General features: G+C 63.2%; 15 protein-coding genes. 7 read left to right on the top strand and 8 right to left on the bottom strand.

The genetic code is table 11. The features are described from left to right. Positions 1–27: 27 nt before the first annotated feature. Together dapE and NKH04_RS09920 are read left to right on the top strand one after the other, a co-directional pair. Entirely contained in the window at positions 28–1227 is a 1200-nt protein-coding gene (gene dapE, locus NKH04_RS09915) for a succinyl-diaminopimelate desuccinylase (protein WP_353044289.1), read from the top strand. Between the two features lie 2 nt (positions 1228–1229). Next, the gene (locus tag NKH04_RS09920) at positions 1230–1838 is read left to right on the top strand and encodes a hypothetical protein (protein ID WP_023677470.1); all 609 of its coding nucleotides are present in this window, start codon (positions 1230–1232) and stop codon (positions 1836–1838) included. On the opposite strand, the gene truA is transcribed toward NKH04_RS09920, so the two are convergent. The 4 genes from truA to def are packed head-to-tail and all read right to left on the bottom strand — an operon-like array spanning position 1820 to position 4576. Then, on the bottom strand, positions 1820–2575 hold the full coding sequence (gene truA / locus NKH04_RS09925; protein WP_353044290.1) for a tRNA pseudouridine(38-40) synthase TruA: 756 nt from the start codon (positions 2573–2575) through the stop codon (positions 1820–1822). The two genes, NKH04_RS09920 and truA, sit on opposite strands and share 19 nt — an antisense overlap. Positions 2576–2593: 18 nt before the next feature. Then, on the bottom strand, positions 2594–3103 hold the full coding sequence (locus NKH04_RS09930) for a GNAT family N-acetyltransferase (protein ID WP_352539946.1): 510 nt from the start codon (positions 3101–3103) through the stop codon (positions 2594–2596). Further along, positions 3100–4029: a methionyl-tRNA formyltransferase gene (gene fmt, locus NKH04_RS09935; protein ID WP_353044338.1), complete on the bottom strand. Its 930-nt coding sequence runs from the start codon at positions 4027–4029 to the stop codon at positions 3100–3102. Before fmt ends, NKH04_RS09930 begins: the two co-directional genes overlap by 4 nt. A gap of 16 nt (positions 4030–4045) precedes the next feature. Further along, on the bottom strand, positions 4046–4576 hold the full coding sequence (gene def / locus NKH04_RS09940) for a peptide deformylase (protein ID WP_352539945.1): 531 nt from the start codon (positions 4574–4576) through the stop codon (positions 4046–4048). Between the two features lie 103 nt (positions 4577–4679). Between def and NKH04_RS09945 the strand changes: the two genes are divergently transcribed. Then, entirely contained in the window at positions 4680–5942 is a 1263-nt protein-coding gene (locus tag NKH04_RS09945; protein WP_353044291.1) for a DNA recombination protein RmuC, read from the top strand. Between the two features lie 39 nt (positions 5943–5981). Here NKH04_RS09945 and NKH04_RS09950 read toward each other — a convergent pair whose 3' ends face one another. The 3 genes from NKH04_RS09950 to NKH04_RS09960 all read right to left on the bottom strand — a co-directional run bounded on the left by NKH04_RS09950 (position 5982) and on the right by NKH04_RS09960 (position 8365). Next, positions 5982–6386, bottom strand: coding sequence for a GFA family protein (locus tag NKH04_RS09950; RefSeq protein ID WP_023676952.1), 405 nt, complete (start codon positions 6384–6386; stop codon positions 5982–5984). Positions 6387–6466: 80 nt separating this feature from the next. Further along, entirely contained in the window at positions 6467–7432 is a 966-nt protein-coding gene (locus NKH04_RS09955; protein WP_352539943.1) for a cation diffusion facilitator family transporter, read from the bottom strand. Between the two features lie 123 nt (positions 7433–7555). After that, a complete protein-coding gene (locus NKH04_RS09960) occupies positions 7556–8365 on the bottom strand; it encodes a transglutaminase-like domain-containing protein (protein WP_352539942.1) in 810 nt (269 codons plus the stop codon). Between the two features lie 215 nt (positions 8366–8580). On the opposite strand from NKH04_RS09960, the gene NKH04_RS09965 reads away from it, so the two are divergent. Next, on the top strand, positions 8581–8706 hold the full coding sequence (locus NKH04_RS09965; protein WP_013528464.1) for a hypothetical protein: 126 nt from the start codon (positions 8581–8583) through the stop codon (positions 8704–8706). A gap of 148 nt (positions 8707–8854) precedes the next feature. Then, positions 8855–9160 carry a DMT family transporter gene (locus NKH04_RS09970; protein WP_352539941.1) on the top strand — a complete coding sequence of 102 codons (306 nt, stop codon included), beginning with the start codon at positions 8855–8857 and terminating at the stop codon, positions 9158–9160. Between the two features lie 82 nt (positions 9161–9242). Here the strand turns inward: NKH04_RS09970 and NKH04_RS09975 are convergent, their stop codons facing one another. Next, positions 9243–9671 carry a DUF6481 family protein gene (locus NKH04_RS09975; protein ID WP_023718183.1) on the bottom strand — a complete coding sequence of 143 codons (429 nt, stop codon included), beginning with the start codon at positions 9669–9671 and terminating at the stop codon, positions 9243–9245. A 230-nt stretch (positions 9672–9901) separates the two neighbouring features. Here NKH04_RS09975 and NKH04_RS09980 point away from each other — a divergent pair, with 230 nt between their 5' ends. Next, positions 9902–11023: an LLM class flavin-dependent oxidoreductase gene (locus NKH04_RS09980; RefSeq protein WP_353044292.1), complete on the top strand. Its 1122-nt coding sequence runs from the start codon at positions 9902–9904 to the stop codon at positions 11021–11023. A gap of 72 nt (positions 11024–11095) precedes the next feature. Next, positions 11096–12256 carry an AI-2E family transporter gene (locus NKH04_RS09985; protein ID WP_353044293.1) on the top strand — a complete coding sequence of 387 codons (1161 nt, stop codon included), beginning with the start codon at positions 11096–11098 and terminating at the stop codon, positions 12254–12256. The last annotated feature ends 103 nt before the right edge of the window (positions 12257–12359 follow it).

Raw genomic sequence — 12359 nt, forward strand, 5'->3', positions numbered from 1 at the left:
TTGCGCTTTCGACTATCGCTTTTGCCCATGACGCTGCCTACCGATCCGACCAGAAATCTGGCTGCTCTCATCCGCTGCGCTTCCGTGACGCCCGCCGAAGGCAGTGCGCTGAGCGCGCTGGAAGAAATGTTGAAGCCGCTCGGCTTTGCCGTCGAGCGCCCGGTGTTTTCCGAAACCGGCACACCTGACATAGAGAACCTTTACGCGCGGCGTTCCGGCAACGGCCCGCATCTGATGTTTGCCGGCCATACCGATGTGGTGCCGGTGGGCGATGAAACAGCCTGGACGCACCCACCCTTTGGCGCCGAGATCGCCAATGGCGAGATGTTCGGCCGCGGCGCCGTCGACATGAAGGGCGGCATTGCTTGTTTCGTCGCGGCGGTAGCGCGACATATCGCGCAGAAGGGCGGCCCGAAGGGGTCGGTCTCGCTGCTGATCACCGGCGACGAGGAAGGGCCGGCGATCAACGGCACGACGAAACTGCTCGAATGGGCGGCTGCCAAGGGCGAGAAATGGCATGCTGCGATCGTCGGCGAGCCGACCAATCCCGATGCGCTCGGCGATATGATCAAGATCGGCCGGCGCGGCTCGCTCTCCGGCACGGTCGTCGTCAACGGCCGCCAGGGCCACGCCGCCTATCCGCAGCTAGCCGACAACCCGGTGCGCGGCCTTGTGACGCTGGTCGACGCCTTGCTTCACCCCGTCTTCGACAACGGAACAAGGGATTTCCAGCCGACCAATCTTGAGGTGACCTCCATCGATGTCGGCAATCCTGCCACCAACGTCATCCCGGCGAAGGCGGCGGCTACCTTTAATATCCGCTTCAACGACACATGGACCGCCGAGACGATCCAGGCCGAGATCCACAACCGCCTCGACCGGGCGGCGAAACGCAAGAAATACCGCGCCGGCAAGAAGACGCCGGTCGACTACGAGATCGTCTGGCGCGACGGACCGAGCCACGTTTTCCTGACACGCGACGACAGGTTGATCGAGACGCTTGGCGGCTCGATCAAGGCGGTGACCGGCAGGAAGCCGGCGCTCTCCACCTCCGGCGGCACCTCCGATGCCCGCTTCATCAAGGATTATTGTCCGGTGGTCGAATTCGGACTGGTCGGCAAGACCATGCACATGGTCGACGAACGCGTGGCGATTGCCGACCTCGAGACGCTGACGCAGATTTATCTGCGCTTCGTTGAAGACTGGTTTGCGCAGGACATATCCTAGTGATGCTTTCAGCGGATGAAACCTACGCTTCGCTTGCCGGTGCCTGGCGGCTGATGCTCGGCAAAGCCGACGGATTTCGCCTGCTCGACCTTTCGGCGGACGGTTTCTGGAACTCCTTTTTTGCCATCGTCGTCGCGGCGCCGGCACTGATCGTCGGCTGGGTCGGTATTGCCAACGAAATCGGCGATCCCAACGCATTCGTCGGCCGTTTCAGCATGTTGATCCGCCTGGCAACCGTCGATATCGGGGCCTGGGTGCTGCCGCTCATAGGCCTCGCCCTGGTGGCGCCGCGGGTCGGCGTCGGCGGCCGTTTCGTCCATTATGTCGTGGCCAGCAATTGGGCCTCGGCGATCATCGCCTGGATGATGCTGCCATCGGCGTTGATCCGGCTTTTCCTGACATCGGCCAACGAAGTCTCCGGACTGGTGTCGCTGCTGTTGTTCGCGCTGTCGATGGTCTTGACCTGGCGGATGACCAACGTTGCGATCGGCAGGGGTGCGGCCGCCGGCAGCGCCGTTTTTGCCGGCATGTTCGTGGCGTCGCTGATCGTCCTGTTCGGCCTGCAGGCGCTGCTCGGGATCAGCGTTCCGGATCAGCCAGGCGTCGGATAATCGACGCCGACGAGAAACAGCCCGTCGGGCGGCGCCACCTGACCGCAGGCCGCACGGTCGCGCGCCTCAAGCGCCGCCTTGAGGTCGGCAACACTCCAGCCGCCTTCGCCGACACGTTTGAGCGAGCCGACCATCGAGCGCACCTGGTTGTGCAGGAATGACCGCGCCGAAGCGCGGACCTCAATGAAATCGCCCGCCCGGCTGACATCCAGCCGGTCGAGCGTGCGGATGGGGCTGGTGGCTTGGCACTGGGTCGAGCGGAAGGTGGTGAAATCATGCCGGCCAACCAGCACCTTTGCCGCCTCGTGCATGGCACCGGCATCGAGCTGCTTCGGTACCCACCAGATCTTGCCCTTGTCGAGCGCCGCCGGCGCGCGGCGATTGACGATGCGGTAGAGGTAATGGCGGCCGATCGCCGAGAAACGCGCATCGAAGCCATCCGGCACGACTGCGGCCTTCAGGATGGCGATGCGCACCTTGGCCGCTTGCAGATGCGCGTTGACTGCGTCGCGCACCTTGTCGCCGGGCCATGCCTTGATCAGATCGACATGCGCCACCTGAGCGGTCGCATGGACGCCAGCATCGGTGCGGCCGGCGGCGCGCAGCGAAACCTGCTCGCCACAGAACTTCTCGATCGCCCGCTCGATCGCCTGCTGCACCGAAGGCTGGTTGGCCTGGCGCTGCCAGCCGGCGAAGAGACTGCCGTCATATTCGATGTCGAGGCGAAAACGCGGCATTCCCGGATCGAGGCGAAATCAGGCGGCGAGGGCTGAGCCGAAGGCCGAGGCGTAGACCAGCATGCCGGTCTCCGGCGCCTCGCCCCAGGCAAGCGCCTGCAAAGCCTCGCTTTGGTACTCGCTCTCGAATTTTGCTGCACGGGCGCGGCTGTAGCCGAAACGGCCATAGTAAGCCGGATCGCCGAGCACCACGGCGAGCGTCTCGCCAGCAGCCTTCAGGCGGATATGCGCCTCGCGGACCAGCGCACCTCCGATGCCGGTGCCGTGGAACGACGGCTCGACCGCCAAAGGAGCCAAAGCCACCGCCGGGAAGCTCTTGCCGCCATTCTGCACGAAAAGCCGTGAAAACAGGATATGGCCGACCACTTGCCCGTCTTCGTCCGCCACCAGTTCGACGACGGCATCACCGCCTGTGACCAGCGCGTCGACCAGTCCGGCCTCCGCCTGCTGGCCGAATGCGTGTTCTTCGACAAGGCGGATCGCCTCGCGGTCCCGCGGCGTCGCCGCGCGTATGGACATCATGCTCATGACAATTTCATTCCTTTTTCGAGCTTGGCGCCGCGCAGAAACTCCTGCGCGGCAATGGGCCTTGCGCCCGCACGTTGAACTTCGACCGGCCTGATCGCGCCTGACCCGCAGGCGACTGTCAGCCGGTCATCGAGAATTCCTCCCGGTTCGCCGGCGCCTTGCGAGAGCGTCGAGCGAAGCAGTTTCAGCCGTTCCACGCGGCCGCCGATTTCGGCCTCGCACCATGCACCGGGAAAGGGCGACAGACCGCGAATCTGGTTGTGCACGTCGCCGGCAGGTCGCAGCCAGTCTATGCGAGTCTCCGATTTATCGATTTTCTTGGCGTAGGTCACCCCCACCTCCGCCTGTGTGGTAAATGTCAGCGTATTCCGCTCCAGCCGTTCGAGCGCTTGCACTATCAGCGAAGCACCCAAGACCATCAGCCGATCGTGCAGATCGCCGGCCGTCATGTCGGGTCCAATGGCGCATTTTTCAACCATTGCCACCGGGCCGGTGTCGAGGCCTTCCTCCATCCGCATCACCATCATGCCCGTTTCGGTATCGCCGGCCATGATGGCGCGCTGGATAGGGGCAGCGCCGCGCCAGCGCGGCAGCAGCGATGCGTGGCCGTTGAGGCAACCGAGCCGCGGCGCCTCGAGAATGGGTTTGGGGAGGAGCAGCCCGTAGGCGACGACCACGGCGACGTCGGCACCTAAGGCGAGGAACGCCTCCTGCTCCGCCTCGCCCTTCAGCGACACCGGCGACCGCACCTCGATGCCAAGCCGCTCCGCCTCGCGCTGCACCGGCGACGGCGTCAGTTCGAGCCCGCGCCGGCCGCCGGCGCGCGGCGGCTGCGTGTAGACGGCTGCCAACTCGTGCCCGGCCCCGGCAATCGCCCGCAGCGTCGGCACGGAGAATTCGGGCGTACCCATGAAGATGACACGCAGGGGCATTCGTCGACGCCTACCCCACCATCTTGCCCGGCGCCTTGTCCCTGGCGAGCTTCTTGAATTTCTTGACCACCATGTCGCGCTTCAGCTTGGAGATGTAATCGATGAACAGCACGCCGTTGAGGTGGTCGATTTCATGCTGCAGGCAGGTCGCCATCAGCCCCTCGGCCTCGATCTCCTGCAGCTTGCCGTCGCGGTCGAGAAACTTCACCCGCACCGCCGCCGGACGCTCGACCTCGGCATAGTAATCCGGGATCGACAGGCAGCCTTCCTCGTAGACCGAACGCTGGTCGGAGCTTTCGAGGATTTCGGGATTGATGAAGACGTGCGGTGCCGGCGTCTCGTCCTCTTTGGCCAGGTCGATCACCAGCATGCGCAAGGGTTCGCCGACCTGGATCGCTGCGAGGCCGATGCCGGGCGCGTCATACATGGTGTCCAGCATGTCGCCGGCCAGTTTGCGCAAATCCCCGTCGACACGCTCGACCGGTTTTGAAACCTGACGCAGGACGGGATCGGGAAGGATGATAAGCGGCTTGATCGACATGGCGTCTCACCTAAGACCTCGCAGGAAAAGCGTCAACCGGGGCGCCTTCGGGTCGTTCACGTTTTGATCTGTGCTGGCAGACCGAATCATCTATGCTGTCGACATGAACGATCTGGCCACCATCCTGTCCGAACCTGTCGCCCGCCTAGGCGCCACCACGATCACGCTCGGCCATGCCCTGGGTTTCGGCGCAATGCTGTTCCTTGGACTGTTCGTGGCGCTCGTCGTTGCGCTCTGGCGATCGGCCAAGGCGCGTGCAGTGGCGGCCGCCGAAGCCGCCGACCACGCCCGCGACGCCGAGGTGCGGATGGCCGGCATTCTGCAATCCCAAGCGGAAATGCAGGGCCGCATGGGCGCCATCGCCGAAGTGTTCGGGGCGCGCCAGGCGGAACTGACACAGTCGATCGGCCAGCGTCTCGATGCCATGACCGGCCGCCTGGGCCAGACCATGACCGAGCAGACGAGATCGACGCATGAGAGCCTCGCCAAGCTGCAGGAACGGCTGGCGGTCATCGATATTGCGCAAGGCAACATCCAGTCGCTGGCCGGCCAGGTCGTGCAATTGCAGGCGATCCTTTCCAACAAGCAGACGCGCGGCGCCTTCGGCCAGTCGCGTATGGAAGCCATCGTCGCCGACGGATTGCCGCACGGCGCTTATGAATTCCAGGCGACCTTGTCGAATGGCAGCCGGCCCGACTGCCTGGTAAAGATGCCGAACGGCGCGCCGTCGCTTGCCATCGACGCAAAGTTTCCGCTCGAGGCGTGGAATGCCATCCGTGCCGCCGAAGGCGCCGACCTGCAGAAGTCCGCCGCACAGGCTTTCCGCCGCGACATCGAGGTGCATGTCCGGGATATTTCCGAAAAATACCTGATCCAGGGCGAGACGCAGGACACCGCCTTCATGTTCGTGCCTTCGGAATCGGTGTTCGCCGAAATCCACGAGAATTTCGAGGCCGTTGTCCAGAAGGCGCATCGATCGCGGATCGTCATCGTCTCGCCATCGCTTTTGATGCTGTCGATCCAGGTCATCCAGGCGATCCTCAAGGATGCGCGCATGCGCGAGCAGGCGCACTTGATCCAGGGCGAGGTCATCCGGCTGATGGAAGACGTCTCCCGGCTCGACGAGCGGGTGCGCAAATTGCAGACGCATTTCGGCCAATCGGCCAAGGATATCGAGGACATCCTGGTCTCGACATCGAAGGTGACCAGGCGCGGACAAAAGATCGAGGCGCTGGAGTTTGGCGTGCAGCCGGCGGAGGACACCGCTGGTTCGAATGGCAGCGGAGCAAAAGCGGAAAGCAGCCCGCGCGTCGCCGATTCGAAAACCGGGCAGTTGAGACTAAGGGTCGTCGAAGGCGACGATTGAGAGCTACGCCGGAACCGGAGGCTTCGCCCGGGTCTGGCGCTACTGCTCCTCGATGATGGTTGTGCCTTCGAATTCCGGCAGCCAATGCAGCGCCGAGCGGTGCCAGATCTGCTTTCTCGGCACCAGTTGCTCGCGCTGCCGTGCCGTGCCGACCCTGATACCGTAAACCTTCGGTCCCTCGCCCGCCGACGTGGCGTAGAGATGCGAGCCGCACTCACCGCAAAATGCCTGGGCGCGCTTGGCGCCACTCGAACCGGTCTTGATATAGATCTTCGGCGTGCCCTTGGTGATCCTGTAATTGTCCTCGGACGCCGGCACGGTGACGCGAAAAGCCGTTCCGGTTAGCTTCTGACAATCGATGCAGTGACAAATGGTGGTCTTTTCCGGATCGACTTCGGCCTCGTAAGTGATAGCGCCACAATGACACGCGCCGTCGATTTTCATCTTCGTTCCTCCTGGAGCTTTTGCCTGCGATCATAGCCGGGACTGCCCGATGGCGCATCGATTTCCTCAAGCCATTTTCCTTAGGCCGGTTCTTGTCCGGATGCCCCCGCCAAGGCCTTGCTCCGGCGTTCCCAGGTGCCGGTGGTCTGCGGCTTGACGAACAGCCGCGTCACCTCCGGCATCTCCGCCTTCAGCCGCGTCTCGAGGCGCTCGACACAGGTCTCTATCTCCGGCGCCGACAAATGATCCTCGAACTCGATGCTCAAAGCGGCGACGATCTCCTGCGGACCCATATGCAGCGTCAGCACGCCATTTGCCCGTTGCACCGCCGGGTCCTGCTGGATGATGGCCAGCACCTCTGTTTGCACCTCGGGCGAGGCCGGCTCGCCGAGCAGCAGGCTCTTGCTTTCTCGCGCCAGGAAGATCGCGGTCGCGCCCAGGATCAGCGCGATGCCGATCGACGCGGCGCCGTCGAGCTTCGGCATGTCCAGCAATTCCGCCGCCAATATCCCGGCGAAGGCGACAACGAGGCCGAGAAGTGCCGCGCTGTCCTCGAAGAGTACGGTGTAGACACTCGGATCCTTGCTGAGCTGCACCGCCTCAAGCCAGCCGTGGCTGCCTTTTTGGTGGCGGAATTCCTTCAGCGCCACCAGCCAAGAGGTGCCTTCGAAGAGGAAGGAAAGGCCAAGGACAGCGTAGTTCACCTTGGCGTTGGCGATCGGCTCCGGCGCCATGATGTGCGTCACGCCTTCGTAGAACGATATGCCGGCACCCAGTGCAAAGACGAGGAGCGCGACGATGAAGCTCCAGAAGTACAGCTCGCGGCCATGGCCGAGCGGATGCGTGCGGTCGGCCGGCCGGGCGGCACGGTGCATGCCGTAAAGCAGCAGGCTGCCATTGCCGGTATCGACGAGCGAGTGGACGCATTCCGAGAGCATTGCCGAGCTGCCCGTGAACAAGGCAGCGGCAAATTTGGTCAGTGCGATCGCAAGATTTCCGGCGAGCGCCGCATAGATCACTTTTTTTGACCCGCCATGCGCCGCCATGGTGTGCTGCCTTGGTTGATGCACCGAGATTGGCGGAGCGCCCGCCCACGCTCCACAGTCCCCCACAACGCCCGAAGTGCCCAGTTGTTCACAAGGTCAGTTGTTCAAAAGGGCGGCGCGGGGCTATTCGACGACCTCGTCCGTCCAGACCTTGAAGCCAGCCAGCGCGCCCGGCCCAAAAATGTGGGTCAGCGGCACATCGGCGGCATCGCGTCCGGAGGCAATCAGGATGCGGCCGATGCGCGGCGCGTTGTTGCGCGGGTCGAACGCTTGCCAGCGGCCGCCGAGATAGACTTCCATCCAGGCGGCGAAATCCATGTCCGACCACGGCTTTGGCAGGCCGATATCACTGATATAGCCGGTGCAGTAGCGGGTCGGAATGTTCAGGGCGCGGCAGAAGGCGACAGCGAGATGAGCAAAGTCGCGGCATACACCACTCTGCTCGCGATAGGCCTCGGCGGCGGTGCGCGTCGGCCGCGCATTGAAATAGTTGAAGACGATGTGGTTATGGACGAAGTCGCAGACCGCCTGGACGCGCGGAATGCCGAGCGGGGTGCTGCCGAACAGCCGCCACGCTTCATTCGACAGCACGTCGCTCTCGCAATAGCGGCTGGGCAGCAGGAACAGCAGCGTCTCCGACGGCAGATCGCGCACCTCGTGCTGCCACGCCGTCAGCTCGCGCGTCTCGAAGGAGCCGGGGTCGCGGATCACCGCGTCCGTGCCGAACGCAAAGCGCCCGGCCGGCGCAACGAAACGGTTGCACCAATTGCCGAAACTGTCGCGGTAGCTCTCGATCGGCACCGGCGGGTTCGACGTCAGGAAGTCCGGCCGCTCAAGATCGGATGCGCGCGAATAATGGACATTTAGCATCGCGATCAGCGGTGTTTCCTGCGGGAAGTCGAAGCTCATCTGGCAACCGATGTGGATCCGCATTGTCGTCCTGACCGGCCTGCCTGATCATCAGCTGGCGAAACGCGAGGGCTGATGCTGCAGTGCGAAGAAGACCATGGCACGGACCGCTGCGGTTTACGAGGGAATTAGAAACCGGTTGACAGCCCATCGGCCAGGCGACTGCACGGCAGCGGCCTCTTGCAGTCGAACGTTTTCTCTTGTTTCACTTCGCCAGATATCAACTGGAGGAACGAATCATGGCTAAGGGTGCGATGAAGGCAGGCAAGGAGGCCCGCAAGCCGAAGAAGGACGCGAAGAAACCGGCTCCGGCGCCGGCCCTGAAGGCACCGCCGGTGAAGGCGATGAAGCTGAAGGACAAGTAGAGCCGCAGCTACCGGCTTATTTCGACCGGCCGCAAACGCGGCCGGTATGATTGTTCATTAAGCTCACGCGCATCCCCTTGGATGCGGCGAAGGCAATTTTTGCGCTTTTCAAGAAATCGGCCGAAAGCCATCGAAACGGAGCGTTCCGATGTCGTCGGTTTTCCTGTTCCTCGCCGGCCTGTTCGAGATCGGCTGGGCGATCGGCCTCAAATACACCGACGGATTCTCGAAGCCGCTGCCAACCGTCCTGACGGTTGCCTCGATGATCGTCAGCCTGACCTTGCTCGGCCTGGCGCTGAAGGCGTTGGCGGTCGGCACCGCTTACGCGGTGTGGACCGGCATCGGCACGGCGCTGTTGGGGATATGGCTGCTCGGCGAGCCAGCGACGGCGATCAGGCTGGCCTGCATCGCGCTAATCGTCTGCGGCATCATGGGACTGAAGCTCGCGGCTTAGCCGATTCTGACAGACGAACGCGTTCGGGGCCGCTGCAAGGCGGCCCTGATTCTTGAATTCGGCTGATCAGTGCCGGAAGGCGCTATCGCGCGGAGAAGCCGGGCGGCGTCCTGCCGGTGCGCTGCTTGCGCGCGGCATAGCGTGCGTCACGCTTGGCCTTGCGTTCGGCCTCGTCGGCAAGAAAACGGGCGATGCGCTCGTTCTCTTCAGCTTCCCGGATCTTCGCTTCGGCCTGTGCGGCTTCTTCCGCGGCGATGCGTGCCGCTTCGGCAGCTGCCTCGCGCTCGGCCTTTTCGGCCGCTTCGCGCGCCAGCTTTTCCTGCTTCAGCCTGGCCTTTTCGGCCTCACGTATAGCGCGGGCCTCGAGGATTGCCTTGCGCTCGGCCTGTCGTGCCAGCACCGCTGGATCATCTGCCGCCGGCTTTGCCTTGAAGCGCTCCAGAAGCGCCTTCTTTGCCTCGTTTGCGGCATTGCGCCGCTCGAAAACGTCTTTTTCCCTATAGATAGCCAAGTCCACTTCCCTGAAGTCAATTTGCGACGCTTACATACGCGCGAAAACCGAGAGTTCAAGCGCCAAAACGGTATGCCAGCCATGAAATTCTGATCTGTTGCAGCCGGGAGACGCCATTTCGATTGAATTCGGCTGAAAGGCACCCGCACTGTTCACCATCCAGGCATCTGGCGGGGCGGCGGACTGATCGCTACGTGTAGCGCCAAGACAAAACGCTGAGATGACACACTATGGAACTCGGTCTCTACACCTTCGCCGACGTCAGCCCGGAACCGGGTCCCGGTGCGATCGGTGCGCATGAGCGGTTGCGCAATTTGATCGAGGAGATCGAGCTCGCCGACCAGGTCGGGCTGGACGTCTTTGGTCTCGGCGAGCACCACCGTCCCGACTATGCTGCCTCGGCTCCGGCGGTGGCGCTGGCGGCGGCGGCCGAACGGACCAAGCGCATAAGGCTGACCAGCGCTGTCACCGTGCTGTCCTCCGACGATCCGGTGCGCGTCTTCCAGCAGTTTGCCACCCTCGATCTTCTGTCCGGCGGCCGTGCCGAGATCATGGCCGGGCGCGGCTCGTTCATCGAGTCCTTTCCGCTGTTCGGCTACAATCTCGAAGATTATGACGAGCTCTTCGCCGAGAAGCTCGACCTGCTGCTCGCCATCCGCGATCATGTCAAGGTGACCTGGTCGGGCAGTCTGCGCGCGCCGATCAACGACCGCGGCGTCTACCCGCGGCCCTTGCAGGACAAATTGCCGATCTGGATCGCCGTCGGTGGAACACCGCAATCCGTCGCCCGCGCGGGCGTGCTCGGGTTGCCGCTGGCACTGGCGATCATCGGTGGCGAGCCGGCGCGGTTCGCACCGCTGTTCGACATCTACAGGGATGCAGCCAGGCGCGCCGGCAACGATCCGGCAAGCCTTGCCACCAGTCTCAACGTGCACGGCTTCATTGCCGACAGCACGGACCAGGCAGCCGACGATTTTTACGGGCCGCAGGCCGAGGTGATGAACCGCATCGGCCGCGAGCGCGGCTGGGGGCCGACATCGCGGGCGCATTTCGACCAATCGCGCGGCCCAAACGGCGCGCTGTTCGTCGGCAATCCAGAACAGGTGGCCGAGAAGATCGTTGCCCAGCACAGGATATTCGGCAACGACCGCTTCCTGCTGCAAATGGCGATCGGCACCATGCCGCACGCCAAGGTGATGAAGGCCATCGAACTCTACGGCACCAAAGTGGCGCCGATCGTGCGCCGGGAACTGCGAAGGCCGTTCCCGCCGTGGCGGCGCCGGTTGCCTGATTCCCAGTCACCTGATTCATTGGCAAGGCCGCGAGGCGGCCTTGCCGGTGACGCCGGCTAACGGAACCTTGAAGCGACAGAGGCGTTTTCGCCAACGGTCTGCACCAATCGCGGTGTGCCGCCGAGGGTCAGAATGAAAGCCGAACCCGACGCTTCGGGCGCAAGCGCTGCCGAAAGCCCGGATCCGCGCGTCGAGGCGCGGGCGGATGCGCATCTGATGCGTTCGCTGCTCGTCGGCATCTTCATCCTCATGGCGATCTACGCGCTTTACTTCGCCCGCGCCTTCTTCATGCCGGTCATTCTGGCTTTCCTGCTGGCGCTGACGCTGACGCCGATCGTTCGCTTCCTGCGCAAGCATGGCATGCCCGATGTCATTTCAGCGACACTGCTGGTGCTGCTTTCGTTCTGCCTCGTCGCCGTCGCGGGATATCTGCTCAGCGGCCCGGTCATCGATCTCATCAACAACACCTCGACGATCGGCCAGCAGCTTACCGAACGTCTGGCACAACTGCGCCGTCCGTTCGAAAGGATCGTGGAGGTTTCGCGTCAGATAGAGGGACTGACGCAGACATCCCAGGAGCCGGGCGTTCAGAGGGTGGCGATGGCGCCATCCGGTATTCTCTCGCAGGCCGCCGGCAATGTACTGTCGGCCGGCACCAGCGTCACCATCGTCTTCGTCCTGTCGCTGTTCCTGCTCGCCTCCGGCACGATGTTCTATGAAAAGATCGTCCAATCCTTCCCCAGTCTCAGCGAAAAGAAGCGGGCACTGCGTGTCGTCTACGACGTCGAACGTGAAATCTCGCACTATCTGCTTACCGTCACGATCATCAATACATGTCTCGGCGTGGTCATCGGGCTCGGCCTGCGGGCACTCGGCGTGCCAAACGCGCAGGTCTGGGGCGCGGCAGCGGCTCTGCTCAATTTCCTGCCCTATATCGGAGCGTTAATCACCATCACGCTGGTCACGATCATTGCGCTGATAAGCTTCGACACGATTTCCTACGCGCTGCTGGCGCCGGCCTTCGTCGTTCTATGCTACATCGTCGAAGGCCAGTTCGTGACGCCGACGGTGGTCGGCCGCCGTCTCGAAATCAACGCAGTGGCGATCCTCATCGCCATCGCCTTCTGGTCGTGGCTATGGGGTTTTGTCGGCGCGCTGCTGGCGGTGCCGCTGCTGGTCGTCATCAAGGTGTTCTGCGATCATTTCGACGGTCTCAGCCATGTCGGCAATTTCCTGGCGGCGCAACACACGGCAGCGATCGAGGACGAAGAGATTTCCGAGGTGAACAAGTAGCGGCTTAAAGGGTCAAAAGCGTCCCCCCGATGGTGCAGATCACGACCTTGCATCGGTCGCACGTCCGTTGTGCCCTCAGCGCTCCATCAACATTTTGAATTTG

The organism is Mesorhizobium sp. M1365 (assembly GCF_040317865.1).
Lineage (GTDB): Bacteria > Pseudomonadota > Alphaproteobacteria > Rhizobiales > Rhizobiaceae > Mesorhizobium.

Bases quoted from the DNA above. Each gene is read 5' to 3' on its own strand.
- NKH04_RS09980 (WP_353044292.1), top strand. From the start codon at position 9,902: ATGGAACTCGGTCTCTACACCTTCGCCGACGTCAGCCCGGAACCGGGT.
- truA (WP_353044290.1), bottom strand. From the start codon at position 2,575: ATGCCGCGTTTTCGCCTCGACATCGAATATGACGGCAGTCTCTTCGCC.
- def (WP_352539945.1), bottom strand. From the start codon at position 4,576: ATGTCGATCAAGCCGCTTATCATCCTTCCCGATCCCGTCCTGCGTCAG.
- NKH04_RS09955 (WP_352539943.1), bottom strand. From the start codon at position 7,432: ATGGCGGCGCATGGCGGGTCAAAAAAAGTGATCTATGCGGCGCTCGCC.
- NKH04_RS09960 (WP_352539942.1), bottom strand. From the start codon at position 8,365: ATGCGGATCCACATCGGTTGCCAGATGAGCTTCGACTTCCCGCAGGAA.
- NKH04_RS09920 (WP_023677470.1), top strand. From the start codon at position 1,230: ATGCTTTCAGCGGATGAAACCTACGCTTCGCTTGCCGGTGCCTGGCGG.
- NKH04_RS09930 (WP_352539946.1), bottom strand. From the start codon at position 3,103: ATGAGCATGATGTCCATACGCGCGGCGACGCCGCGGGACCGCGAGGCG.
- NKH04_RS09965 (WP_013528464.1), top strand. From the start codon at position 8,581: ATGGCTAAGGGTGCGATGAAGGCAGGCAAGGAGGCCCGCAAGCCGAAG.
- NKH04_RS09950 (WP_023676952.1), bottom strand. From the start codon at position 6,386: ATGAAAATCGACGGCGCGTGTCATTGTGGCGCTATCACTTACGAGGCC.
- dapE (WP_353044289.1), top strand. From the start codon at position 28: ATGACGCTGCCTACCGATCCGACCAGAAATCTGGCTGCTCTCATCCGC.
- NKH04_RS09985 (WP_353044293.1), top strand. From the start codon at position 11,096: ATGAAAGCCGAACCCGACGCTTCGGGCGCAAGCGCTGCCGAAAGCCCG.
- NKH04_RS09945 (WP_353044291.1), top strand. From the start codon at position 4,680: ATGAACGATCTGGCCACCATCCTGTCCGAACCTGTCGCCCGCCTAGGC.
- NKH04_RS09970 (WP_352539941.1), top strand. From the start codon at position 8,855: ATGTCGTCGGTTTTCCTGTTCCTCGCCGGCCTGTTCGAGATCGGCTGG.